We start from the raw sequence: 26,302 nt of genomic DNA on the forward strand, positions 1-26,302 counted from the left end.
TTAGGTTATCCAGCTATCTTAGCAGGTCGTTAAGTCCTTTCTTTCCTGTTGATTCAGTATCAATTAAGTGAACAATTCTCTCGGGCTCGTCAGCAAACCAAACAAAGGAGCCCCACGCAATACTACTCTGTACCTTACGGTAAGCAGTGTCAGATCTAGATGCAAACACAGTAACAAATGTACATTCTTGTTCTGTTAAATCACTCGCTTCAGCGAGAGCAAGCAAGTCTCTTTTCCTGCTGTTTGATATAGGCCCATCGGAATGGACGATTTCAATAAATACTAGTCGGAAACCAGAAGAACCTGTCTCAGCAATTATGAGGTCTGGGAGAGTTTTTTTCGGATTAATTGCAAGCTTTAATCTTTCGAGAAGTTTTCCAAATTGCCAGTGTACTTTTTCAGCTGATTCACTAATAAGTAAGACTTCAGGTTTCTCCATAAAGTTGTGTGCAAAAACTTCTACAGCAGCCTTCGTCAGCACCGAACTCTTGCCAGGAGACATTGGATGTTTGACGTGTCCAAACTCCACAAAAATTTCGCTTCGCAACTCCTGCTCTCTTAATCCCTGAAGAATAAGTGCCCCTTTAGCCAAATGTGCAGTTCTCCATATTGCTATCAACTCTTCCAGTTCGTCTCCCTCAAGAAAAGGATTTAGTAGATTCGCAAAATCCCGTGCTAAAAAATAGCGTGGTTTAGATGAAGTTGTTGGAATACCCGCTACTTCTTCTACTGCGCCTATCTCTTTTAATGACGAGATGGTGTCGTCTCTAATGGGCTCCCGAGTATTTTCGCTGTACCATCTCTCTGGATCATTGGGCTTTTTCGGCCCCAGTACAAGCGCTCGCCACGTCTCTCTTGCTAATCTTGTCTGTTCCAATGACTGTCTATCAGTCATTACAGTTACCATTGAAGGGCGTATTCTTCCAGCCTCTCCTTCAATTGCATAAGCATATAACATTACAAAGATAGTACGGGCAGCTGTAATATTTCTAGCGTGATTTGCGTTCTGCACATTATCAGGAATGATTGTGTGTAATCTGGACTTAATGAATTCCACATCCGGTAATGCGCTCTCATACCAATTTTCCATAATACCCCTCCCTATTTCAATAGTCTGAGTTTAACATAAAGAAATAACGTCTGCAATGTATTTATTTATCTTCAGACACAAAAATAAACTTCAGAAGAACGAGCGAGATAAATAATCTTTTAATCATATATTATTATCTTGATTAAATTAAAGGAGGTAAAAAATGATCGAAAAACATAATCAACTAATCTCTTTACTAGAAGAAACTTCCAACTCTGAAGGCGATATTCACTTCCTCGCAATCGCAGAAACAGAAACACAAGTTCAAATCCACAAAAAGGAGCGGCCCGTGCGTCAAGTACGGGTCGCTCTTACATTTCAGGAAGGAGACACAGTAAATCCTTATTATGATGGAACAGATTTGTTTGTAACGATGGGCGAGGATAGCATCCAATTCACTCTTGAAAAAGATTGGGCCGATGGCCCACCAGCTATTGAAGGAAGCCCTATTGAGTTCGCCCTGGGCTGGGTATCAGAACTCGCTGAACCATTCTATGTTTCGCCTGAAGCCCTTGAAGCAGCAAAAGCTAACAACCATCCCCGCTACGGGGATAGCCCACAAGAAAATAGTCATCAGGAGGAACCAGAAAAATGATCGACCTACCATTTGATACACATTGGGCAAACCCACTACAGAATAGCGATATCCCTAACGACTGCCTTACATTCATCCACGATTACATGCAACAGCTTCGCTCCGCACTTGAAGATGAAGCATTCCCGCCGCCTGGTCAATGGTTGTTCATTCTGGAAACCACCGATCAGCTTACTCCCATTCAGCACGATCAAGCAGCCTTCTCCTGCTCGGCGGGTACGTATTACCCTGAATACATCGAACGGTGTACTTTTGATGAAGGACACGCCTTATATAAAATCTATGTCATGCTGGACAACGAGTGCAGCATGACGTTTTTTACGTTACAAGGCATAAATCCCTTGGAGACAGAGCAATGGCTCCTAGCAAACTCCGATGAAGCCAATTAAACCACTGAAAGGAGCATCCTTCAAATGTCCCCGCAACTCACTGACGCCAAGAAAAAGTCACTTGCTGTACTTGTGAAAACACATCATGAGCAGCACCTTAGCCGTTTTCCTTTTGCCAAATATCCCGTTGAGCCGTTAGAGGTCTGGAGGCAACAGTTCACTGATCCTGCAACCATTGAAGCTGATACACTACGTGCTGCCCTTTCATGGTCTTGTGGCAAATGGCAGCAGAGCATCCCCTCCCCCTATAAAAAGCTGCATCTGATGGTCATTAGCCATTGGAAGAACTTTGTGGAGCAGTATAAACCTGAATCTCCATTTGTCATCTCCTACTGGACAGGCTTGCTTGGAAAAGGTGAATACGCCTTCAACACGGTCGCCTTTCTTACTCATCTTCTTTGTTCCGAGCAAATCGAACTTACCGATTCACGCAGCGTTAAAGGCATGAACGACCTGCTCACAGAAGCTGAACTACCAGATGAATGCGTAGAGCCTGAAGATGTTGCTACATCTGTGGAGCATTACACTGACTTTTACCGTCAGCTCCTGCCCAAGACACAATCCATCCTTGGCGATCATGCTTCCTTAAAGCTAGGTCGCTTTTTGTTTGCCTACGGATACCGCGATGTTCTCAGCAAAGTGGCCGAAAGTTCACCGAATCAACCCGAACCAACCATAACAGTGTTGGACTGGGAAACGGCGAGCAGCCAACGATTCAATCTGAACCTAATTACCGAAAGAGCAAATGCAGACCGTCTGTTCGCTTGCCTACTGCTGGCACTGGACAGTCAGCCTGAAACTTCTGATCAGTTGACCATTCAAGATATCATGAGTTTAATTCCTTTAGGTAGTGCCGGTATCTGCAATCCAAGCAGCTACAATTACGCCTTCATTGCCATGCTTGGCAAGCAGAAAGGCAGAGATTACTTCCTTTTTGATGACGATTCATTACGTCTAGCTTTTACTGAACAGGCAAATAACTCAACCAAGCTAACCCTTTTCATTGCGAATCACCCTGAACGAGTTATTCCATCTGCTAGTGTACGGAATGCACTGGGTAACTTTCAGGCCATGATACAAAGTGCTTCCCAAGGACAAAAGAAAGTATTGTTTCAAAGCCTAGTCGACAAAATCTCCATCCCACATGATCGGGATGTTACCAAATCGGTGATCTACGGAAAGCCAGCTCTGCTTAGCTTGCCAATTCCACCAATTAAAAAAGGAGGCTCTTAACGACATGGAACAACCGCTACGTGTAGCCATTTACGCTCGGGTCAGCACCGAGGAACAAGCGGAGTATGGATATTCAATTGATGCTCAGCTTGATAATTTAAAAAACTATTGTCAACTGTATAACAAGCAAATTGTCGATGAATACGTAGACAGAGGTGTCAGCGGTAAAAGTATGAAAGGCCGCTACGAGTTGCAACGTCTCTTATTGGATGCAAAAGAAGGTCGGTTTGACGAGGTGCTTGTCTGGAAAATCAACCGTATGGCCCGTAAGAACATCGACCTGCTTCAAATTGTCGACATTTTAGACAAGCATAATATTGCGTTTCGATCATTCTCTGAAAATTTTGAGACCGCAACCTCCATGGGGCGCTTTGCTCTCCAGATGATGGGGGCAGTCGGTGAACTGGAACGAAACACAATTGTGGATAACGTAAAAATGGGCCATAAGCAGCGTGCTAAAACAGGCAGGCATAACGGTAAGGTTCCACTTGGCTACCGGATCGTCGAAATACCTGGAACTGGACGGGGGAAAAACTCACAGATCGTCATTGTAGAAGAGGAGGCTATCCTTGTCCGCAAAATATTCGAGATGTACGCTGGTGGCCATGGTCTAAGGGCAATAGCCAATTCCTTAAATCAGCAAGGCTACACAACAAAAAGGAACAACACCTTTTCCTCCTGTGCCGTTCGCGATATTTTAGACAATCCGATGTTTGTAGGCAAGATCCGCTATAATCAGTATGAGAACTGGGCTGAGAAGCGCCGTAAGGGTAAGACCGAGAACCCCATTCTAGTACAAGGCCATCATCCGGCAATCATAGCAGATGACCTGTGGGAGAAGGTAGAACTGCTCAGAAAAAAGAAAAGTAAAATGCCGAAAAAGCGATTTGAAGGAGAGTACCTGCTGACTGGACTCATCCGTTGTCCCGAATGTGGCGCAGCAATGACCGCAAGCCGTACAGTCAACCAGATGAAAGACGGTACCAAGGTTACTCGTATGTACTATTCGTGTGGACGTTTCAAAAGCCAAGGCAGTTCCGTATGCCATGCCAACAGCATTCGAAAGGTAGAAGCCGAGAAAGCTGTTACGCAAAGAATTCAAGGTGTACTTACTAAGCCGCCCTTACTAAAAGCGATTGTACGAAGTATTAATGAGCGTAAATCTAACCGCATCAAGCCACTTCAAGACGAGCTTACAGGAGTAAAAGCGCGAATCAGTAAACTTGAAGAGAAAAAGCAAAGATACCTTGGATTGTATGAGATCGACCGGATCGACCGAGACCTTTTTGCCGGCCGTTTGAATGATCTCAATAGCGACCTTGACACTGAGCTGGTCCGTAAGAATAAACTGGAGTTGGAGCTACGAAACGATCAGACAGAGCCCATATCCTACGAGCTTGTACGTTCCTTAATCGAAAGGTTTGACCATTTGCTTCAGCAGGCACCCTTTCCTCAACGAAAGACCCTGCTACACCTAGTTGTTAAGAAGATTTCCCTAGATGACAAACGTCAGGTCCAAGATGTTGAGCTCATTTTCAACGAGGAGACCCAAAAGCATTTTTTAAGCCTAGCCCCTTCTGCTCAATCAATGGCAGAAGGGGCTTTTCCTATTCATAGGAAAGCCCCTTCACTCAAGCAAACATTGAATATAGTTCTTTGATGGTAGTACATTATAATCAAAAACATCGATCTGAGCCTTAATGGCTTAGGTATAAATAATTCGTTGCCAGAGTACCCCTGAATCGATGATTCAGAGCACGCATCGGTATGTCCAGTATTTTACCATAAAGTGAATAAGAGCTACTGTAGCTTCAGACATAGGATGTAGAAATTTCATCAATCCTTCAGCTACCTTTGTTGAACTAACGTACCCGTTAGCCATCCATGCAGCGCAAAATCAGCGCTGCACCACAGGGAATGAAAATTTAGATATACTGTTTCTAAGGCTGGGAGGGGAAGGTCGATAAACTATGGTGCGATTAGAGCCCATCCGTTAGTCTGACTCCAGCGATCACGGTGCACCACTGAATGTTGCTCCCTTTGGGAAGCACTCATAGTAGATTAATCCTATTCTGATTGTTGCACCAGCCCCATTCAATAACGGCCGTAGAGAGGAATGCTTGACATGGATGTAATTATTGATCGGGCATGTGGTATGGATGTCCATAAGGATAACATTACTGCATGTGTCATGACACCTGAAGGAAAGGAGATTCAGACGTTTTCGACTAAAACCGTCTTTTTAATTAAGCTAGTGGACTGGATTAAGCAGCACGGATGTACACATGTGGCCATGGAGAGCACAAGCGTATATTGGAAGCCTATTGTTAATTTACTCGAAGCCGAGGACATTGAGTTTCTAGTCGTAAATGCCCAGCATATGAAAGCGGTGCCTGGACGTAAAACCGATGTTAAAGATGCGGAATGGATTTGCCAACTCCTTCGCCACGGACTCATTAAAGCCAGTTTCATTCCAGACCGTAATCAACGGGAACTCAGAGAGCTTGTTCGTTATCGTCGGAGCATCATCGAAGAACGTGCTAGGCAGCATAATCGGATCCAAAAAGTTCTGGAAGGAGCTAATATCAAACTGGGCTCTGTGGTTTCGGATATTATGGGTGTTTCATCCAAAAACATGCTTCGTGCCATTGCCGATGGCGTAGACGATCCTGAAGAACTGGCCAACATGGCCCAATGTTCACTAAAACGGAAGAAAGATGAACTCGAACTGGCCCTTCAAGGTTACACAAGCTCCCATCAACGACTCATGTTAAAGACCATTCTAACCCACATCGATTTTTTATCGGAACAAATTGATAGGCTGGATCAAGAAGTCACCCAGCGAGTAAGTTCTTATCAAGAAGATATCGAGCGACTGGATTCCATTCCTGGCATATCAACACGGATGGCTGAACAAATCCTAACAGAAATCGGTACGGATATTAAAAATCAATTTCCAAGCGCAGCCCATATGTGTTCATGGGCGGGACTTGTTCCAGGGCATAACGAAAGTGCGGGCAAAAGGAGATCATCTAAAACCAAAAAGGGCAACAAATATTTGAGGTCAGGATTAACGGAAGCCGCTCATTCCGTAAAAGGTTCCAAGAACTATCTTGGTGCACTGTATAGGCGTACAGCAGCACGAAAAGGAAGAAAGCGGGCAGGAATTGTAGTCGCTCATGCCATGTTACGGATCTCGTATTACCTTCTAACTCGCAAATGTATGTTGATCTGGGCGAAGACTATTTTGATCAACAAAGACAACAATCAATTGTTCGACATGCGCTGCGCAGACTTGAAGGATTAGGGTACTCCGTTACCATCACAGAATCTGAGGCCTCCTAATCCAATCCAAATAAACTCCAATAAATAGCAAACTCACGCGCGCTCCCCTTTTAAAAAACGAACGAGCTGCGTCTTCTTTAGTGCTCCCTTTTTCCATACTTCGGCGCTATGAATTTTCATAGTAGTTGAATAATTCGGCGGCCTCGTCATGACAATTAAAGTTTTTTAAATGAGCTGATAATTACAATATTATTTATAATATAATACTCTAATATTAGATTCTATTGGCTCTTTCTCTGTTGCCTCACCATTATCCCAATCTGCCTTAATATACTCCTCCCACATATGTGCATTACGAGCCTCCTCGTTTTGTCGAGCGTGCTCTTCTTCAAACATTTGTCTATGCATCTCCTGCTCATCCTCGGGATCCATGTATTCATGCTCAAGTTCCTCGTCATAGCTTAACCCATACTGATTCTGTCTAAAATTATAACCTGATCCACGAAAAGGAAGACCATTTTTCAGAATTCCAGTAAATTCATAAAAAGAATCTTTTGTAAGTTCGAATGCCTCCCCTTCCCATGGTTTATTACCGTTTTTTATCTCCCCTTTAAAAAGCAGCTTCCCGTTTTCTCTTAACTCACCATTCTTCGGGCGGTCGTTCTCCCAAATACCTGAAAAATACTTTTTCCCGTTTCGATATGATGTACCTTCACCTTCTCTTTTACCATCAATCAGATAACCCTCGTAGATCTTCACGCCTTCGTCATTATATTTAATAACCAAACCATTAACAGGTTCATTGTTCTTTATTTCAGCGTTATAGATATCTTTTTCTGCTTTAAAAACATGGACTATTTCATTGGTTACTACTGGAGAGCCTTCGTCCGACTCTGCTTTTTGAATTACAATATTGTATGCAATACTTGACGGAGATCCGTGAATTCTTTTACCTCCAAGAAATTCAGCTCCGTCATATGTAAAAGAACCAACAAGAATATTATTACCATGAGCATCGAATAGCGTTGAAGTGCTCCCCCCTCTAAAATAGGGATACTTATCCACTTCTATATTCATTACGTCCTTTTCACCGTCAACTTCAATCCAATCCAGTTTAATTTTATTCGAGGGAAAAGTAGCTTTGTGAATCTTACGGTTAATAAGAAGGAGTTTCAATGACATCTTACTCTCTGTACTTAACCAATTTGAATATTGAATTATTAGTGGTAACGGTACTCCCTCTACAAGATACTTCTCAGAGAGCTTTTTCACATGCTTTGTTATTTCGACTGGATCTTTATGTATTTCAAGAATAGATTGTAAGGTCAGAAACTCCTCATAAAACCGAAAAAGATAATTCATTTCCTGCTCCGAGAGATCATTCCTGAGGGAAGCAACGTTCTTCATCCAATCAGTACTTAGGTATAATCGAGATGGACTCGGTTCCTTTTTACTTATAACCAAACTTTCATACAAATCAACTAGATTAGTAATTTGTCGTTGAACATCGTAGTATACAATTAATGCATTCTCTTGAATAATTGTTTGATCTCTTTGAATTTCTAACTTCTCCGACCTTTCTGTGACCTGTAAAGTACTAACACTTACCTTCCAAATTAAATAGCTAAAAACAATCGTACTAATTAATGAATAGATGCCGAGCAAAGAGGAGATTACCAAAAATAATGAAGTTACAGCGTCTTTTGTTCTGTTGGGTTGACCGCGAAAGTTGTACATCGCTTTACCAGCCTCAGTTAAGTCACCAAAAATTAAATAGGCGATAACTATTGAAACTATACCTGGCACAGCTATTCCTAAAACCAAAGCGGTCCATAACCGTCGATTTGATTTCATTTTATTTCTCCTTCACATGATTACTAAGTCCTGACAATGAAGATGTTCAATTGTCATAGCTCTTTTCGAAATTTAGTGATCATTTCCTTTTTCACATTGATCATTATTATAAACTGCCAGTTAATTGAAAACCACTCTAATTCCTCTCCCAGTAAGGGATTAACACCAAAAATTTCGCCCTACTTGTGATACGGTTCACCCCGGTTAATCTTCACCGCCCGGTACACCTGCTCCGTCAGCACCAGCCTCATGAGCTGATGGGGCAGCGTCATCCGGCCGAAGCTCATGCGCTGCTGGGAACGCCGCAGCACCTCGTCGGACAGCCCGTGGCTGCCGCCGATGACGAACACCACATGGCTGGTCCCGTAGGTGCCCAGCCGGTCCAGCTCACGGGCAAGATCCTCGGAGCTCCAGAGCGCTCCGTCAATGGCCAGAGAGATGACATGCGCGTCCGGCTTGAGTTGGGCCAGGATGCGCTCGCCCTCCTTGGCCTTCACGATCGCGACCTCCGCGTCGCTGAGCGTGTCGGGAGCCTTTTCGTCCGCAACCTCGATGACTTGGAACTTCAAATAAGGCGCCAGACGCTTCGCATACTCCGCGATGCCCTGCACCAGGTACTTCTCCTTCAGCTTGCCGACCCCAACGATCTGTACGAGCATAATTCCTCCTCTATATCCACGCACGAATGACCAAGCGCGACTGTCCTCACCGGGAACTTCCTTCTGCCGCTATCATACCGCAATGCGGCTCCGAACCCTAGTCTACACCGGCACAAAGAAGGAACGAAACCTCCCTCTATCCCGCTGAGATGCTTCTCTTTCGCACCCATTCCGCCAAGCCCTCTTTGCAACACGAAAATTACTCGGATTTTGTCGGAATTTGCGTACAAGTCGAGGGATGACGCGGTATAATTCGAGGGAGATCGCGTTCGACGGAGGAATCTATGAAACCGCTTCGTTTCCTTTACACCTTGGCTACTCTTGCTGTCGCAGCAGTCATTCTGCTGTCATGGCCTGCGATGAGCTGGGCTTCCACGCCGCAAGCCCCCCTGGACCGCTGGCAGGTCATGCCGATCGGAACGAACAAGGGGACCGCAGCCTCCCCTCCCGCCGACAGCTCCTGGGAGGAAGCCGGCACGAACAATACGCATGTCGAGCTGCCCGATGGCGCCAAGGGCGTCTGGATTCGGCTGCAAGTGCCGGCGACAGATGCCTGGCGTCGGCCCGGCCTGCTTGTAGGGCGTATGTATGGGCTTGAGATGCAGGTCTACCAACGCGGCGAGCTGCTGTATGAATCCCGGCGCAGCTTTGAATTCGATCAGACCCGGCTGCTGCTGCCGCTTGACGTGTCGGACAGAGGAACCGAGCTGGATGTACGCATCGTGACGACCGCAGGGAGAGCCGGCTTCCTCTCGTCGGTCCGGATCGGGGAATTCGACGACCTGGAGAAGGACTACATCCGTAAAGAGCTGCCGAGCCTGCTGCTCGGCGTCTCGATCGTTTTTCTGGCGCTTCTGATGTTCATCTGCTCCAGCTTCCTGAGCAAGCGTCAGCGCAGCTTATGGATTTCGCTCTGCGTCATCGCGCTTACGGCAGGCATTCTGGTCGCAGCCTATTCTCCGCTGCTGTACCTGTACTATCCTTCGGCAGGGCCCTTCTTCCTGGCGTTGTTCGAGCTGTCTCTGTATACGATGTTCCCTGCGCTGGGCTACTTCGTCAACGAGGCGCTGGAGCGGAAATCTCCCCGGTTCCTCCGCTTCAGCCGGTGGCAGGCCTACTATTCGGCTTTCGGCATCGCCGCCTACATCGCCTACAAGCTGTCGGACGGCAAGCTCTACAGCTTCTACTCGATCGTCTCGGTCATCGCTATCGGCCTGCTGATGCTGGTGCAGCTGCTCTGGATCTCCTTCCTGTCCATCGCCCACGGGCGGCGCGGCGACCGCCAGGCGCGGGTGCTGTCGGCCGGTCTGCTGGCTTTTGCCGGCTCCAGCGCCACCGATTTGATCTTGTATTACGCCAGCGGCAAAAGCTATGTACTTTTTCTCTGGAAGCTCGGCGTCGTGGCCTTCATCTTTTCGCTTGTCGTCATCCTCTCCCGCCGCGTATCGTCCGACTACAAGACGCTGCTGTCCTACTCCCAGCAGCTCGAGCTGTTCAACCTGCGGCTGGAGCGGACGGAGAAGATGAAAATCATCAGCGACCTGGCTGCATCCGTCGCGCACGAAGTGCGCAATCCGCTGCAGGTCACGAGAGGCTTCCTTCAGCTGCTCGCCAAGAAGGAAGACGCCAAAAGCCAAAGCTACATTACGATCGCCGTCAGCGAGCTGGACCGCGCGGCCGAAATCATCACCGACTTCCTCACCTTTGCCAAGCCTGAGCTCGAGGTCGTATCCCGGCTCGAAATATCCGAGCTGCTGGAGCAGCTGGATCTGATTATGAGACCCCATACGTCCATGAACGGGGGAAATCTGACGATCTACTCCGAGGAAGGGCTCGCGATCATGGGCAACGCCTCCAAGCTGAAGCAGGCACTGATCAATCTGATCAAGAACAGCGTGGAGGCGCTGGGAGAGGACGGATTGATCGAGCTGACCGCTTGCGCGGAAGGCGGAGAGGCCGTGCTGCGGATCAAGGACAACGGAGAGGGCATGGACGAGGAGCAGCTGGCTAAGCTCGGGGTTCCTTACTTCTCGACCAAGTCGAAGGGAACCGGACTCGGGACGATGGTCACGATGCGGATCATTGAGGTCATGAATGGCAGCATCGCCTTCAAGAGCCAAAAAGGAAGGGGAACCGAAGTGACGATTCGGTTCCCCCTTGTGCGGCAGCCGGCTTCGGAGCCGACAGCCGCTTCTAAATTACCAGACTAGCTCGACATTGCCGGCCGCGTCTACGGAATCCTCCGGATTCGGCGGCACCACGAGGTAGAAATGCTTGTCCGCTTCTGCCACGGCCGTGAGCTGGATGTCATCCGGCAGCTCGACGCCGAATGCTTCCTTGATGGCGGCTTTAGGATCGGCAAGCAACTGCTTTTTGAACGATTCGTCTTTCCATGCTTTTTGAATGATCTGCACTTTCAACGATTGGGATGACATGAGATCACGGCTCCTCGAAGGTTATGGGTAAATCTTCCTATAATCTACCACATATCGCGACGAAAGTACCTATTAATTTGTCTGTTTCGACAAATAATGAGAGAAGCCTCCATCGACCGCCAGCTTCATGGCCGTTTGCCGGGCCGAGCGTGCATCGGCTTCAAGGCCCGAGAGCGCCTCTTGCTGAAACCAGACAAGGCCCGGTGCCGCTTCCGGAAGCTCGGACAAGCTCCGGCGATGGCTCCTCGCGATGGCCGCAAGCCGCTCAAGCGCGTCGTCCTGATAGACCGCCCGGCGGACCATCCTAGCCTCGAGAGGCTGCTCTTCCGTCAGCCCAAGCTCCTGTCTGACCAGCGTCAGAAATGCATTGCTGCGCTCCTCGCCGGAAGCCAGATCCTCTCGCCAGTCTGCCCAGTCATCCGCCAGCTGCAGCGTGGCGAGCGCCAGCTCGACCGCCTGCTCTGCCGGCAGGATGCGCTCCTTCTGGCCGGCGTCCAGCCAGACAGCCGAAGCGCCGATCTTGACCGGCGCCGACTTGCGCGCCAGACCGGGTACGTCCAGGGGATCGGCGCGCTGGATTTTCTCCATCGCTGCCGCCAGCCCCCATGCTTCCGTATACCTGAGATAGCCGCGCCAAAGCTGGGGCGGCATGGCCGAATGCCGGCTGTACCGTTCCAGGAACAAGGAATGCAGCAATTGGGACGCTGCCAAGGCTGATTTCGGGTCCAGCTGCATTTCCTCGCCGTCCATGACGTCGTCCAGCAGGAAATAATGCAGCATCATATAGACGCTGCCGACGGCGAGATCACGGCATAAGGAGGCCGGCGCGCCGGCCTGCTCTCCTGCCCATACCGGCAGCATGTACGTGATATAGTTGGAACCTCCAGCCGTCCGCGAAGGATCGGCCCGCTCGATGAGCTCGCGCAGGATGCCGCGCAAAGGCTCCGGACAGCCGTCCGTCCCTGTCCTGGCTTCGGCAATGATCCCGGCAGCCTCGCTTCTTGCCCTTTCCAGACTCCACTCGGTTGACATGCAATGGCTCCCCTTTCGCTGCCTGTAGGCAAGTCCCGTTCCAGCGCGTGCTGCCTGCGGCATCTTCTCCCGCCGGAGAACACCGCTTAACGCGGCCCAAGCTCACAAGGAGCATCCCACATTTCCTCCGATTTGGAAAGAGGGACCGTGATGCGAAGCACGCACTTGTCTGCCGATCGTGCTTCAGCCTTGGGCCGGGCCGAAAGCAGTCTCCCGACCCGGCTTCCTTGCTCCCCAGATGGTCTGACCATGGCCATCCCATCCTTCTTCTGCACCGATAATCCGCCCTGTGCTCCTCCAGCCGATTATGGCTTCGATTTTCCTCATCCGTGGTAATCTCCTGTGATACCATTCCATTTCAGAGAGGAAATACGGGCATGAACAAAGCCATGATCATCCTCAACCCTTCCTCCGGCAAAGAGAAGGCGCTCGACTACAGCAACCGGATCGAAGAGGTGCTGCGCCTTAAAGGCTACGAGGTGGACAGAAAGGAAACCGCGCAAGCCCTCGATGCGACCCGCTTCTGCCAGGCGGCGTGCCGGGAAGGCTGCGGCCTGGTCGTTTCGGTAGGCGGAGACGGCACATTGAACGAAACGATCAACGGCATCATGGATCAGGATCACCGGCCGAAGCTCGGCATCGTCCCTCTCGGCACGGTCAACGATTTTGCGCGCGCGCTGCGGATTCCGCTCGATCCCGAGGAAGCCATTCGGGCGCTGTCGTCCTCCCGGGTGAAAACCGTCGATCTGGGACTGCTGAACGGCCGCCTCTTCTCGAATGTCGTCGCAGCGGGCTCGCTGGCGGAATCCGTCGCCTCGGTGAGCTCGGAAGAAAAGTCCAGGCTCGGCGCTCTCGCCTATTTGAAGGAAGGCATCAAGGAGCTGCTCGGCGCCCCTGCCCATCCCATCGCCGTCGAGCATGACGGAGAGCGTTGGGAAGGCGATTCTCCGTTGGTTCTCGCCGCTCTCACCAACTCGGTCGGCGGCTTCGAGAAGCTTTCGCCGAATGCATCCGTAGACGACGGATTGATCCACGGCTTCATTATCCGGGACATGAACGTCTTCGATACCATTGCGGCCGGCCTGTCCCTCTGGTTCGGCAGCCTGAAGGACAAGAAGGATGTCGTCTATTTCACCGCCAAGAACATCCGGATCACCTCGCCGAAGCCGCTCCGGACGAATGTCGACGGCGACGAGGGACCGGCTCTGCCGATCGAGATGAGCATTCTGCCGGGATATTTGCAGGTCATCGTTCCCGAGGAAGGATAGTTCTCCTTGCATCATCCCAAGCAAGCGGGTCCTATGAGCCGATTTCATGCCCATGCTTGAGCCGGCCCCGGCCAATTAAGGCTTTTCTCCGCATGAGAAGGGCAAATTATCAAGAATTACTTGGTATTACTTAGAATTATCTTTGTATCCATCCTCTTCCTTCCATACGGACAGACGGCGAACCTGACTCCATTCCAGGCGTCCCCGCCTCTCTTGCTTCCCTCTCATCCCAAGGAAAAAGCCAACCCGCAATCGGGTTGGCTTGATGACGTGAATCATTTCCACATCACTGCCTGCTCATTCCACTTCCAGCTGATACGCGATTCCAGTTGAGCTGACATCGTTCGGGAATCTCCGCGTTGCATAACCGAATTCACACACTTTTATTTCTTAGCTGGACGCGCTGTCTCCCGAGTTCAACGAGGGGTCGGAACCGCTTTGGCCGTCCTGGCTCGGCGCTGAGCTGTCTCCCGGAGCGACGCTGCCCGTACCGTCGCCCTGGACAGGCGGCTGGCTGTCTTGGCCCTGGCCGGGCGCCTGTCCGCGGCCTCCGCCGCCGAAGCCTTTGCCGCCGCCGCCTCCAGGACCGCGGCCTCCTCCTCCGCCGCCAAACCCGCTCGGCGCCGTCGTGACGCCGGACTCGTTGACATAGGTGACCTTGTCGCCGAGGGTGAAGCTCACGAGCTTGGTGCCTCCGCTGTAGGCTCCGCTTTCATATAGGCCATCCTTCTGAATGGCATCGGTGCTGCCGCCGGTGCTGATCGTGTAGCTTTCTCCCGCCTTCAGCTCCGGCGCCGAGATGACGATGCTCTGGAACGCCTTTGCCGGGGCGAAGGCCACGACGGCCTTGCCCGCGCTGTCCGCCAGCGTCACCATCGTGCCGGCCTGGATTTGAGCCGGGAAGGTCATCAAGACTGCGCGCTGGGAGGAGGTCTCGGATGGCGCCTGCGCCATGCCGGAGCTGCCCGCGGCGATCAGCAAGCCTCCGGATTGCTCGAACGTGCCGTCATAGTCGAGAGCGCCGTTGCCGTCCATCGTCGGTCCGTTCACGATGACCGTGCCGCCGGACATGGTGACGGAGCCGTTGGAGTCGAGTCCGTCGCCAGCCGCGTCGACCGTCATATATCCGCCGCTGATGGCCAGCAGGGCGTTGCCCGCTGCGCCGCCCGGGGCTCCCATGCCTCCGCCGCCTTGGCCGGCATCCGCGCTCTCGCTGGAGCCCTCCGAGGCGTTGACGCCGTCGTCGCTGGCGACGACATGAATCTCTCCGTCCGAGATGGCGATGCTGGCGCTCTCCAGCCCTTCATAACTGCCGGTGATGTTGATCTTCCCGCCGCTGATCGCCAGCGAAGCGTCGGCATGGATGCCGTCGTCGCCCGTCGCGATGCTGAAATCTCCCCCGGCGATGGCGACGGCGCCGTTGCTGTGCACGCCGTCATCGGCGGAATCGAGCTTGAACGTTCCGCCCGTCACCGCGATGCCGGCCGACGCCTTCAGCCCCTTGGCGCTGGCCGATTCCGTGCCGGCCGCCTCCGTCGTTCCCGACTCCGTGCCGCTAGGCGTCTGGGCCGCCGTATCGCCGGCCGAACCCTGCTGGCCGCCGAACTGAGGCGGGCCTTCCTCCTGATGCGGCTCCGCATTGGCGCTGCCGCCGCCGGAGACGATGTCGAATGCGCCGCCTTCGATGATCAGCGAGGAAGCCGCCTGAATGCCGTCGTTCTCCGATATGATGGAGAACGTTCCTCCTGCTAGGGCCACATGCCCCTTGTCGGCATCCGTGTCGTTCGTCGACTTGATCCCGTCGCCGCCGGCTTTCACCGTGATGCTGCCGTCCTTGACCGCCGCCACATCCTTGCCGACGAGGCCGTCGTCCTTGGACTCCACGGCGATCGTGCCGCTGACGATCTTGAGATCGTCCTTGCTCGTGATGCCGTCGTTGTTCAGCGCCGTGACGCTCAGCTTGCCCGTCCCGTTGACCGTCAGGTCATCCTTGCTGTAGATCGCCGCCGTCGGCGTGTCGTCGGCGGTCGCATAGCTGTCGGCGTACTTCTCGCCGTCGGCAACCGCATTTTCCGTCCCCTCCTGAAGGGTCAGCACCGTCTTGCCGGCCGCCTTCACATACACGGCAGGTCCGCTGGAGTTGACGATCTCGGCGCCGTTCAGCACCAGATGAACGATGCCGTCGTCCTTGACGTCCACGACAACGCCGCCCTCGAGCTTGCCGCTCAGCACATAAGTACCCGCCGCGGTGACCGTCACGGTCCCTCCATCGGCCGCGGCGCCGGCGCCGTCGACGCTGGCGCCTGCTCCGCTGAGCTTGATCGCGGTCGAGCTCGCCGCGTCCCATGCGGCGGAGATGTCGTCATCGTCGTAGGAGACGACATCCGCCAGCTTGAGTCCTGCCAGCTTGGCTGCGGCCGCAGCCGCATCCGCCGTATCCGCCGTATTCGCCGAGGCGTTCACGGCCGTGCCGCCGCTTGCATTGGCGGCCGAATCCGTCGAATTTGTATTGCTGCAGCCCGCAGCCACAAGCGCCGACAGGAGAACCAGCGCAGCCAGCTTCGTTTGGTATGGATGTTTCATGGTCATCGACCTCTTTTCGCTTAGTATTCCTGCACGACAGGACTCATCGTGAGGGTAATGTCCAGGTTGCCGTTGCGGGTGCGGACGGCATCGAGAAATTCCTTCTGGTTCGTTTCCGGCCCCATTTTCACCGCATACACGAGTTCATACAGGCTGCCCAGCTCCGTCGTACGCACTTTCTTCAGCTCATAGCCGACGTTGAACTTGCGGAACACTTCGTGGAACGCTTCTTCATAACCGAGATTTTCGGGTATCGTCACCTTCAAGGTTTTCATGGCTTCCTTGTGGGAGCCGAAGTTAACGGATTTCAGGACAAACATGAGCCCGCACAGGATGATCGTGAACAGCACCGCGTAGCCGAGAGCGCCGACGCCGCAGGCGAGGCCTGCCGCCATCGAGAACAGGACGTACGAGATGTCCTTGGCATCGCCCGGAGCGCTGCGGAAGCGGATGATCGAGAAGGCGCCCGCAAGGCTGAACGCTCTGGCGATGTTGCTGCCGATGAGCAGGATGATGATCGCGACGATGACAGGCAGCACGATCATCGTGAGCGTGAAGCTCTGCGAATACGCGGGCTGGGTCTTCATGTAAGTCAGGCTGATGATGGCGCCGACTGCGATCGCGATCAGGACGGTGAGCAGCGCATGAGGCAGCGTCAGCGTCGTGTCTGTAGCGGTTGAGGCAAAGATGGATTCGATCATAAAACGATTCTCTCCCTTTCGATCTGCGTTGCGTTTGCATGGCGGATGGATTGTTTGTATTCGTTGCCGTACTTGGAAAAGCTGGTGCGGTACATGCCGAGCTCCGACAGCAGCTGCGCGAGCCAGACGGGGATCGTCTTCTCGGCCTTCACTTCCATCAGCCACTGCCCCCGCTCCATCAGCTGCTCCCCGTAATCGCCCTTCTCGAGCAGCAGGTCATGTCTTCTGGAGCGGATGTTGGTGTCGAATGTGATCCGCAGATCCCGGCTCTCCTTGCTGAACAGCGCGATGCGGTCGTAAGCGAGATACGTCATCGGCTCCAGCTCGTACCGACTCAGGAAATACTCGATTTCATTCATCACCTGCCGGTTCATTCCTTGCCGCCAGACCGGCTGGCAGCCTGTCCGGACGAACTCGTAGGCTTCGCCCAGCCTCATCGCCGACCTTCTTTTGTTGACGAGGCCGAATACCTTTTTCTTGAGCTCCAGGTAGACCTTGGCGTCGCTCCCCGGCACCCCGTAAGCGCGGATGCGCAGCTTCTCCCTGTACTTCGGCTTCGAGAGGCTGGTGCGGATGAGCGAATGATGCTCGGTATCATAGTAGAGATTGCTGATGGAGTAGAACTTGTCATTGCGGTTGTATTCATCGAGCTCCATGTATTCCATCAGGCGGTTGTAGATGCCGTAGAACGCTTTTGTATCCATCAGATACTTGTTCTCGTACCGGTTGAACACTTCGATCGCCACTGGGCAGCGCCCCTTTCCAGGTCATGTCGGGCGATTGCCTCGCCCCTTCATGTCTGTAGCTTAGAGGGTCAACCTTTAACGAAACTTAAACAATTGCCGAAGAGGAGAACGGGATGTCCGCGGCGACTTTCGGGGGACTTCCCCTTCCGCAGGCATGCTTATCCAGCGCGCTCCGATATTTGGGACTTGGGCCTATGCGCGCCTGGATGCTACGATTAAGGTTGATTAAAGGTTCGCTTCCTATAATGGGCGTGCAAGGCGGCTTGGGAGGAAGAGACGGAGGGGACTTGGCTCATGCGCATACTGATAGTCGAAGACGAAGTGCATCTGGCAGAGGCGCTTTCTCAAATATTGAAAAAAAACCATTATTCCGTAGACGTCGTGAACGACGGCCAGTCGGGACTCGATTACGCGCTCAGCGGCATCTACGATCTGCTGCTGCTGGATATCATGCTGCCCGGCATGGACGGGATGACGCTGCTGCGGACGATCCGGACGGAGGGCATCGCGGCGCCGGTCATCATGCTGACGGCCAAGGGCGAGGTTGCGGACAAGATCTCGGGCCTGGACTACGGGGCGGACGATTACATCGCCAAGCCGTTCAACACCGACGAGCTGCTGGCCCGCATGCGGGCGGCGCTGCGGCGCAAGGGCGAGGTCGTGCCGGAGGACGGGCTGAGGTTCGGCAATATCGAGCTGAACACCTCGACGCTGAAGCTGTCGTGCCAGGGCAAGGAGCTCAAGCTGATTCTCAAGGAAAGCGAGCTGCTGGAGCTGCTCATCACGCGCAAGTCTGCCGTGACGTCCAAGGAGCAGATGATCGAGAAGCTGTGGGGCTTCGACTCCGAGGCGGAGCACAACAACGTGGAAGTGTATATTTCGTTCCTGAGGAAAAAGCTGGCGTTCCTGGACGCTTCGGTCCGCATCAACACGCTCCGGGGCGTTGGGTATGTACTGGAGGCGACGGAATGATCTTCAATCGGCTGCGCAACCGGTTCCTGACGATGAACATGGTGATCATCTCGATCATCATGCTCGTCGCTTTCGGGTCCATCTACACGATCACCTATCAGAATACGCGCCATGACATCGACATGGAGCTCGGGCGCGTCTCCGATTTCTTCCATCAAGGCGGTCCCGGCCAAGGCGGCCCCGGCGGCAAGAAGCAATCGGACACCTCAGGCCTTGAATCCTCCGCCCAGAGCGGAGACGGCGGCAGCCCGCACATGGACGGCGCGGCTGGCGTCTCTGGCGGCAGCTCTGGCGATGGCTCCGGCGGCAGCCTGGGAAGCTCAGGCGGCGGCTTGAAAACGCAGACGGGCGGCGGCGGCAGAGGAATGAATCCGCCTCCCGAGCGCTCCGTTTCGTTCGCTCTGCGGACGGATGCGGAGTGGAACCTGCTGGCCAAGGACTCGCGCTTCGACATGGACGACGAGTTCTACGAGCTGGCCAAGGAGCGCGCCGTCGCCAATCCGGTCGAGAACGGCCGCTTCACGCTAGACGGCACCGACTGGGCGTACAGCACGCAGCGTACCGCAGAAGGGTATTCCATCGTCTATCTGGACGTGACCGCCCAGCAGAAGATCCTCACCACGATGATCTACACGTTCTCCCTGGTCGCTCTCGTCATGCTCGCCGTCATCTATTTTGTGAGCCGGTACTTCGCGGGCCGCTCCATCGCTCCGGTCCGGGAGGCGTTCGACAAGCAGAAGCGCTTCATCGCCGATGCGTCGCATGAGCTGAAGACGCCTCTTGCCGTCATCAACACGAACGCCGACGTGCTGCTCGCGAACAGCGACGACACGATCTCCGCGCAGGCCAAATGGCTGCATCGCATCAAGTCGGAGACCGAGCGCATGAAGACGCTCACCAACGACCTGCTGTACCTGACCGAAATGGAGGACGCACGCGACCGGGTGCTGCAGGTTCCGTTCAACCTGAGCGAAGCGGTGGAAAGCGTCATTCTGACGATGGAGGCGGTCATCTACGAGAAGGATCTGGAATTCTCGTATGAGATCCAGCCCGGCCTGACCACCGTCGGCAGCAGCCAGCAGATCCGCCAGGTCGTCATGATCCTGCTGGACAACGCGGTGAAGTACACCAGCCAAAAAGGCTCCATCAACGTCGAGCTGATGAAGCAGCATAACCATATTCAGCTGAAGGTATCGAATACCGGAGAAGGAATTCCTCCCGAGCATCTGGAGAAGATTTTCGACCGCTTCTACCGGGTCGACGCCTCCCGCTCCCGCAGCGGCGGCGGCTACGGGCTGGGGCTGGCGATCGCGAGGTCGATCGTGGAGCAGCATGGGGGCCGGATCTGGGCGAAGAGCGAGCCCGGCAGCTCGACAGCCTTTTATTTCTTGGTTCCCTCCGTTTTTTAACTTTCCATTCCCCGCTTCCTCACGCGTTCGCGTAAGGAATGTCCTGAGCCCGGATCGGGAGAAACCTGCGAATAGATTCCCATCCTGGCCCCTCGGCCGGAATTTCAACCAAGCCCTCCCGCATATACCTCACCGTATTTGAGCATCTAGGAGAGGCAGGTGGAAAGTTTGCCGGGTCTGGACTCTATCCTCGTCTTCGTCGCCAACTCGGGCGAGAATACCGTATCGGTCATCAGCACGGCCAGCAAAACCGAGATCGCCCGCATTCCGGTCGGAATCGATCCCCAATATCCCGCCGCCGCCCGGATCATCAACCGGGTGTACGTCACCAATCAGGGGAGCAACGACGTCTCGGTCATCGACGGGAACGGGCTGTTCGTGGAGGCGACCATTCCGGTTGGCTTGCAGCCGAACGGCATCGCCGTATCGCCGGACAATACCACGGTTTATGTCGTCAACGAGGGGAGCGCCGATCTCTCGGTCATCAATACGGCCGGCAATTTCGTCGCCAATACGATTCCGCTGCCGAACATCGGGACTCCGCTCAAGGTCGCCGTGGCGAATAACGGCGAGCGGGCCTATGTGACGGGCAGCCTCGGTTTCGTCAGCGTCATCGATACCCTCGCCCAAGCCGTCATCGCCACGATTCCGATCGGTCCTCCCGCGGGAGCGGGCATCGTCGTGGATCCCGGCAGCAGCCTGGTCTATGCGACGACCGATGCCGGCGTCGCCGTCATCGCCGCGCTCACCAACACGGTCATCGACGTCATCGCTGCGGGGACGGATCTGCAGAATCTGGCGATCACGCCGGATGGCTCCAAGCTGTACGCGACCGACAGCGCCGGGGCCGTCTATGTCATCATTCCTGGCGCCGGCATCGTGTTCCCGATTCCGACCAATCCTCAAGCCCAAGGCATCGCCATCACAACGCTTCGGGAAGCCTATACGGCCATTACGAGCACCAACAGCGTCATTGTCATCGATACGGCTTCGGATGCCGTCATCGCCGAGATTCCGGTAGGCTCCCTGCCGATCGGCGTGGATGTGCTGGAGCTGTTCGGAGAGACAGGCGCAGTGGAGATTTTCAAGACGGACGACTTCGGCCAGCCGCTGCCGGACGTAACGATCCGGGTTCGCGGCATCAATCCCCCGTTCGCCGAAGCGGTTGGCGTCACCGACTTCAGCGGCAGGGTGCTGTTCGGCAATCTCCCGCTGGGAGAATACGAGGTCGTCGAGGTCAATCCGCCGGTCGGCTACAATCCGGAGCCGCTGCCGCTGTATTTCACGATCCAGTTCCCGGGCGAGATCGTGTTCCTTCATCTCACGAACTTCCGTTCCTTCGTCAATATTTTCCTGCGGAAGTATGACGCCGAAAGCGGCGTGGGCATTGAGGGGGTCGAGTTCCTCTTCCAGGGACCTACCTTCCTGCAGGTCGTGACCGGTCCGAACGGAGTCGTCTCCTTCCAGCTCCTGCCCGGCTTCTATTATGTGCAGGAGATTGCCCCTCCGCCGGGCTTCGAGCCGGTGCCGCCTTTCACCTTCGAGGCCGTATTCGGGGAGTACCTGGACATTCCGAACATCCGGAGCCGCATTCCGGAGGTCACGGTCATCAAGACCGCCAGCGCCGCTCAGGCCAATCCCGGCGATCTGGTCACGTATACCATCGAGGTCATCAATACGGGCGAAGCCGTGCTGAACAACCTCGTCATCGAGGATCCGCTGCTCGGCTACCGGGAAACGGTCGACCAGCTCGCTCCCGGCGAGAGCCTGTTCCTGCAGGTTCCGTTTACGATTCCGCCAGGCACGCCAGCCGGGCCGCTCTCCAACACCGTCACCGTCACCAGCAACGAGACGACGGGACAGGCGACCTCCACGGTCGAGATCAACGGGGTTCCCGGCATTGCCGTTGCCAAGCAGGCCGACCGGCTGACGGTCGTGGACGGCGGCGAAGTCGTCTACACGATTACGGTCGCCAATACCGGCAACGTTCCGCTCACGAACGTCGTCGTCACCGACTCCCTGATTCCGGTCAGCGTCCCGCCGTTCAGCCTCGCCATCGGGGAATCCAGGCAGATCGAGGTTTCCATTACAGCCGGTCCTCCATACGTCCAGGACAACCGCATCACCAATACCGTTACGGTGAAGGCCGACCAGACTTCCCCCGTGGAGGATTCCTCGGTCGTCGTCGTGCTGGCCGGTCCGGAGAGCCTGAAGCTGACGAAATCGGTGACGCCTTCCACCGTCCGGGTCGGCGAGCCGGTGCTGTACGAATTCGTACTGACCAATACGAGCAGCCTGACGCTGACCAATATCCTGCTGACCGATCCCGTCCTCAACCTGTCGCTGCGCCTGTTGACGCTCGCACCGGGAGAATCGGTCACCTTCGAGCAGCCTTATGTGCCGGCAACGCTTCCGCCGGGCGGCTTCCTCGTCAATGTCGCCGTCGCCACGGCAGTCGATCCGAGCGGCGGAGAAGTCGTCAGCAACGAAGCCAGCGCTGCGTTGAACGTAGTCGGTGTGCCGGCGCTCCTGTTCTCCAAAACGGCGGATCGAAGCGAGGTCCAGCAGGGCAATACGATCACCTACACGATTGAAGTCGTCAATGTCGGCGACACGACACTGACGAACGTCCGCGTCACCGATCCGGAGCTCGGCCTGAACGAGACGCTGCTCTCGCTGGCTCCGGGACAATCGGCCTCGTTCGAGCGCACCATCACGGTGCCGCTCACCGTCCCGCCTGGGACGCTGATTGTCAACACGGCTACCGTCCGCACGGACCAGACCCCGGAGCAGCAGGATTCGGTCGAGGTCATCGTGCTGCCTACCTTCGGCATCCGGATCGAGAAGATCGCCGACCGGCTGACAGCCGTGCCGGGCGATGTGATCCAATACCGGATTGTCGTCCGCAATACGGGCGGCGCCGAGCTGACCGGTGTCGTCATCCAGGATTCCCTGCTCGGCTTGTTCGAGACGATCGCGCTGCTCGTTCCGGACGATTTCGTCGCCTTGTCCGGTTCCTTCGCCGTTCCAGCCGGAACTGCGCCGGGCACCGTCATCGCCAACGTCGCCGTCGTGACCTCGGATCAGACGCCGTCCCAATCCGCCGAGGCGGAGGTGACGGTCGATCCGTCCCCTTCCCTGGCCTTCGCCAAAACGGCCGACGCCGTCAGCGTGCTCCCGGGCGATACGATCACCTATACGTATACGGTCGTCAACACAGGGAACGTCCTGCTGACCGGCGTCCGGGTCCAGGATCCGCTCGTCGGCCTGGACAGCGTCGTTCCGGCGATCGGCCCCGGCCAGACATCCGTGCTGACGTCCGCCTATGTCGTTCCCGTGGATGCCCCGTCGGAGACGGTGCTCGTCAACACGGCCATCGCCTCGTCGGACCAGACGCCGCCCGTTACCGATTCCGCGAGGGTAGGCATCGATCCCGTGGCGGGACTGACCATTTCGAAGACGGCGGACCGGGCCTCCGCAGCGCCGCTGGAGGCTATCGTCTACACGATCACAGTGACCAATACGTCGGCGGTTCTCCTCACCGGAGTCGTCATTGAAGACCCGGCGACGCAGCTGAGCGTGACGATTCCACAGCTTGCTCCCGGAGAGTCGGTCGTCCTGCCTTCGCAGCTGACGGTGCCGCCCGGCACGCCCGCCGGCACCGTGCTCGTCAATACGGCCGTCGTGGAGACGGATCAGACGCCTCCGGCCGAGGCGACTTCGACCGTCACCGTGCTGCCGGCTCCTTCCCTGGCTGTATCCAAGACGTCCAGCACGCCGGCGGCATTCCCCGGAGAGACGGTGTTCTACTCGCTGACCGTCAGCAACACAGGCAATGTCGCGCTGACGAATGTCGTCATCGCCGATACGCTTATCGGCCTCCAGGCGGTCATTCCCCTGCTCGAGCCGGGGGCATCGGAGACGATCCGGCAGCCGTTCCGGATTCCGGAGACAGCGCCGGCCGGACAGCTGTTCGTGAACACGGCGACCGTCTCGTCCAACGAAGCGCCGGCCGTGACAGACTCCGCTACCGTGTCGGTCCGGGCCGGCTTCAGCCTCTCCGTGGCCAAGAGCGTGAGCAAGGATTCCGCCCTCCCCGGAGAAACGGTCACCTACCGGATCAGCCTGCGCAACGATTCCAACGCGCCGGTGCGGAACGTGCGCCTGGTGGACCGGATTCTCGGCTTCTCGCAGGTCGTGACCGAGATCCCGGCGGGCATGTCGGTCGTCTTGCTGGCCGACTACACCGTTCCCGCCTTCGCTCCCGGCGGGTCGATCATCACCAATACGGTTACGGTCGTCAGCGACCAGACGCCGCCTGCCCAAGCATCGGCCAGCCTCACCGTCCTGCCGGATCCGCAGCTGGAGATCTCCAAGCAAGCCGTGCCCGCACAGGCACGTCCGGGACAGACGATCTCCTTCCTGATCCGGCTTCGCAACGCAGGCAACATTCCGCTCAGCCCTGTGCGCATCCGGGACACTCTGCTCGGCATCGATACGGTCGTCTCGCTGCTGGCGAGCGGAGCGCCTCTCTCGATCAACGGAGCGGCAGCGACGGCATCCGTGCCGTATACGATTCCGGTTGACGCCCCAGCCGGCTCGGTCATCGTCAACACGGTCCATGCGGAGTCCCCGCAGACCGCGCCGCAGCAGGCATCGGCCGAAGTCCGGGTGCTGCCTTCGCTGCTCGACGTCCGCAAGAGCGCCGACCGCAAGGCCACCTTCCCCGGCGATATCGTGAAATTCGCCATCCGGGTGCACAATGCCAGCGGCATCCGCACGAGCGGCCTCGTATTGTCCGACCCGCTGCGGAACGGGCTCGTGTTTATTCCGGGCACCCTTGTCGTCGATGGCCAAGAGGCCTCGAGGCAAGCTCTTGCAGGGCTTCCTCTGGGCGATCTGGAGCCGGGCGGAGAGCGCATCATCGAATTCAGCGCCCGCGTCCCGTCCCCTCTCCATGCGAGAGAGATCGCGAACATCGCCGTCGTGGGCTATACGTTCGCAAGCGACAATGGAAGTCCGATACGGGCGGCTGCCCGCTCCAACCGGCTCGTGCTCGCTGTGCACGAGGAAGAGGAATGACGGAGCGCGGCGTTCTCTAGCGCCTGAGCCAACAGCATCGCCAAAAAAACGCAGGAAGCGTCTCGAAAGAGCGCATCCTGCGTTTTTCATTTCCCCTCTGCTCGGTTTCATCACTGCTGTTTCCGACGCGTTCCTATCCGGGTTCATGCACGTCCTGACTCGTTCATGTCCTGATCATGCACTTTTTGATCCGGACTCCTGCCGGTCTGAACAGGCATCTCAGCCCTCAGCCTTGCGTCCGTTCAGTTCCACCGTCTTGTTCATATCCATATGCTCCTGCTTGCCCGTCATCTTCTTGAATAGCTGGGCCACCATCTTGGCCTTGTTGCCGGTTTCCCAATATTCGGCCGTCTCGGCCTTCACCTTGATCAGCACCAGCTCCGGATCGTCGCTCGACATTCCCAGCAGCTTCTCATAGGTGGGATTCCAGATCTCCTTGATCTTGGACCTGTCGCTCACGAGCTCGGCTTCGCCGCGGACCGATACATACGATTTTCCCACATAGGCGACATTGACGCGCCGATCATGCTGAAGCTCCTCGAACTTGTCCGTTTCCTTCTTCGTGATGAACCACAGATCTCCGTCGAACTCGACCTCCTGAGTCTGCATCGGACGGGAAACCAGCCCTTCATCCGTTGCCGTCGTAAGCATCGCGATATCGATTCCCTTGATCAGATCCCGGACCTTCTCGACTGCTTCTTGGCTTGCGGTGTATTCGTTGGACATGCCGTCACCTCATTCGTTTAGTTTGGATTCATCTGGCGTTTCCTGTGGATTCATCCTGCTCCGACAAGCGGATCGGCTCGCACTTTACAAGCCTGTCCAAGTGATATCTTCTTAAACGAATTGAAAGCCGGCCAAACCTCGCGAATCCCGCAAACCCTTGCCAATTAAGGATTTACATCATATTGGATATGCTCTAGACTTTACGAGAACCATCTTTACATAATCTTAACAATCCAAAAGGAG

General features: G+C 55.0%; 18 protein-coding genes and 1 pseudogene. 10 read left to right on the top strand and 9 right to left on the bottom strand.

All coding sequences use genetic code 11. The features are described from left to right. Positions 1 to 13: 13 nt before the first annotated feature. Positions 14 to 1,090: a BsuBI/PstI family type II restriction endonuclease gene (locus CIC07_RS24805; RefSeq protein WP_076357235.1), complete on the bottom strand. Its 1,077-nt coding sequence runs from the start codon at positions 1,088 to 1,090 to the stop codon at positions 14 to 16. A 163-nt stretch (positions 1,091 to 1,253) separates the two neighbouring features. Between CIC07_RS24805 and CIC07_RS24810 the strand changes: the two genes are divergently transcribed. The 5 genes and pseudogenes from CIC07_RS24810 (at position 1,254) to CIC07_RS24830 (ending at position 6,652) form a co-directional block, all read left to right on the top strand. Then, the gene (locus tag CIC07_RS24810; RefSeq protein WP_076357233.1) at positions 1,254 to 1,685 is read left to right on the top strand and encodes a hypothetical protein; all 432 of its coding nucleotides are present in this window, start codon (positions 1,254 to 1,256) and stop codon (positions 1,683 to 1,685) included. Next, positions 1,682 to 2,074 carry a hypothetical protein gene (locus CIC07_RS24815; protein WP_076357231.1) on the top strand — a complete coding sequence of 131 codons (393 nt, stop codon included), beginning with the start codon at positions 1,682 to 1,684 and terminating at the stop codon, positions 2,072 to 2,074. Before CIC07_RS24810 ends, CIC07_RS24815 begins: the two co-directional genes overlap by 4 nt. Before the next feature lie 24 nt (positions 2,075 to 2,098). Continuing rightward, positions 2,099 to 3,307 (top strand): hypothetical protein, encoded by a 1,209-nt coding sequence (locus CIC07_RS24820; protein WP_076357229.1) that lies wholly within the window; start codon positions 2,099 to 2,101, stop codon positions 3,305 to 3,307. A gap of 4 nt (positions 3,308 to 3,311) precedes the next feature. Next, the gene (locus CIC07_RS24825; protein WP_076357227.1) at positions 3,312 to 4,967 is read left to right on the top strand and encodes a recombinase family protein; all 1,656 of its coding nucleotides are present in this window, start codon (positions 3,312 to 3,314) and stop codon (positions 4,965 to 4,967) included. 465 nt (positions 4,968 to 5,432) lie between these two features. Beyond that, a pseudogene (locus CIC07_RS24830) lies at positions 5,433 to 6,652 on the top strand (IS110 family RNA-guided transposase). A 189-nt stretch (positions 6,653 to 6,841) separates the two neighbouring features. Here CIC07_RS24830 and CIC07_RS24835 read toward each other — a convergent pair. Beyond that, positions 6,842 to 8,446: a toxin-antitoxin system YwqK family antitoxin gene (locus CIC07_RS24835; RefSeq protein ID WP_076357225.1), complete on the bottom strand. Its 1,605-nt coding sequence runs from the start codon at positions 8,444 to 8,446 to the stop codon at positions 6,842 to 6,844. A gap of 179 nt (positions 8,447 to 8,625) precedes the next feature. Then, a complete protein-coding gene (gene rlmH, locus CIC07_RS24840) occupies positions 8,626 to 9,105 on the bottom strand; it encodes a 23S rRNA (pseudouridine(1915)-N(3))-methyltransferase RlmH (RefSeq protein ID WP_076357224.1) in 480 nt (159 codons plus the stop codon). Positions 9,106 to 9,389: 284 nt separating this feature from the next. Between rlmH and CIC07_RS24845 the strand changes: the two genes are divergently transcribed. Further along, a complete protein-coding gene (locus tag CIC07_RS24845; RefSeq protein ID WP_076357223.1) occupies positions 9,390 to 11,315 on the top strand; it encodes an ATP-binding protein in 1,926 nt (641 codons plus the stop codon). Here CIC07_RS24845 and CIC07_RS24850 read toward each other — a convergent pair. Continuing rightward, positions 11,304 to 11,540, bottom strand: coding sequence for an NHLP leader peptide family RiPP precursor (locus CIC07_RS24850; RefSeq protein ID WP_076357221.1), 237 nt, complete (start codon positions 11,538 to 11,540; stop codon positions 11,304 to 11,306). The genes CIC07_RS24845 and CIC07_RS24850 overlap by 12 nt on opposite strands. A gap of 72 nt (positions 11,541 to 11,612) precedes the next feature. Beyond that, positions 11,613 to 12,572, bottom strand: a complete 960-nt coding sequence (locus CIC07_RS24855) for a class 1 isoprenoid biosynthesis enzyme (RefSeq protein WP_076357219.1) — start codon at positions 12,570 to 12,572, stop codon at positions 11,613 to 11,615. Between the two features lie 377 nt (positions 12,573 to 12,949). Here CIC07_RS24855 and CIC07_RS24860 point away from each other — a divergent pair, with 377 nt between their 5' ends. Further along, positions 12,950 to 13,840 carry a diacylglycerol/lipid kinase family protein gene (locus CIC07_RS24860; RefSeq protein ID WP_076357217.1) on the top strand — a complete coding sequence of 297 codons (891 nt, stop codon included), beginning with the start codon at positions 12,950 to 12,952 and terminating at the stop codon, positions 13,838 to 13,840. 390 nt (positions 13,841 to 14,230) lie between these two features. Here CIC07_RS24860 and CIC07_RS24865 read toward each other — a convergent pair whose 3' ends face one another. The 3 genes from CIC07_RS24865 to CIC07_RS24875 are packed head-to-tail and all read right to left on the bottom strand — an operon-like array spanning position 14,231 to position 17,870. Beyond that, positions 14,231 to 16,423: a carbohydrate-binding domain-containing protein gene (locus tag CIC07_RS24865; protein WP_076357215.1), complete on the bottom strand. Its 2,193-nt coding sequence runs from the start codon at positions 16,421 to 16,423 to the stop codon at positions 14,231 to 14,233. 20 nt (positions 16,424 to 16,443) lie between these two features. Next, on the bottom strand, positions 16,444 to 17,124 hold the full coding sequence (locus CIC07_RS24870; protein WP_076357213.1) for a DUF4956 domain-containing protein: 681 nt from the start codon (positions 17,122 to 17,124) through the stop codon (positions 16,444 to 16,446). Then, a complete protein-coding gene (locus CIC07_RS24875) occupies positions 17,121 to 17,870 on the bottom strand; it encodes a polyphosphate polymerase domain-containing protein (protein ID WP_076357211.1) in 750 nt (249 codons plus the stop codon). The genes CIC07_RS24870 and CIC07_RS24875 overlap by 4 nt, the downstream gene beginning before the upstream one ends. A gap of 294 nt (positions 17,871 to 18,164) precedes the next feature. Here CIC07_RS24875 and CIC07_RS24880 point away from each other — a divergent pair, with 294 nt between their 5' ends. The 3 genes from CIC07_RS24880 (at position 18,165) to CIC07_RS24890 (ending at position 25,333) form a co-directional block, all read left to right on the top strand. Then, positions 18,165 to 18,842, top strand: a complete 678-nt coding sequence (locus CIC07_RS24880) for a response regulator transcription factor (RefSeq protein ID WP_076357209.1) — start codon at positions 18,165 to 18,167, stop codon at positions 18,840 to 18,842. After that, a complete protein-coding gene (locus tag CIC07_RS24885; protein WP_076357996.1) occupies positions 18,842 to 20,251 on the top strand; it encodes a sensor histidine kinase in 1,410 nt (469 codons plus the stop codon). Before CIC07_RS24880 ends, CIC07_RS24885 begins: the two co-directional genes overlap by 1 nt. Positions 20,252 to 20,410: 159 nt before the next feature. Continuing rightward, on the top strand, positions 20,411 to 25,333 hold the full coding sequence (locus CIC07_RS24890; protein WP_083688139.1) for a DUF7507 domain-containing protein: 4,923 nt from the start codon (positions 20,411 to 20,413) through the stop codon (positions 25,331 to 25,333). 219 nt (positions 25,334 to 25,552) lie between these two features. On the opposite strand, the gene CIC07_RS24895 is transcribed toward CIC07_RS24890, so the two are convergent. Beyond that, on the bottom strand, positions 25,553 to 26,059 hold the full coding sequence (locus CIC07_RS24895) for a pyridoxamine 5'-phosphate oxidase family protein (RefSeq protein ID WP_094248294.1): 507 nt from the start codon (positions 26,057 to 26,059) through the stop codon (positions 25,553 to 25,555). Positions 26,060 to 26,302: the final 243 nt, after the last annotated feature.

Origin of the sequence: Paenibacillus sp. RUD330 (genome assembly GCF_002243345.2) — a bacterium.
Classification (GTDB): domain Bacteria; phylum Bacillota; class Bacilli; order Paenibacillales; family Paenibacillaceae; genus Paenibacillus_O.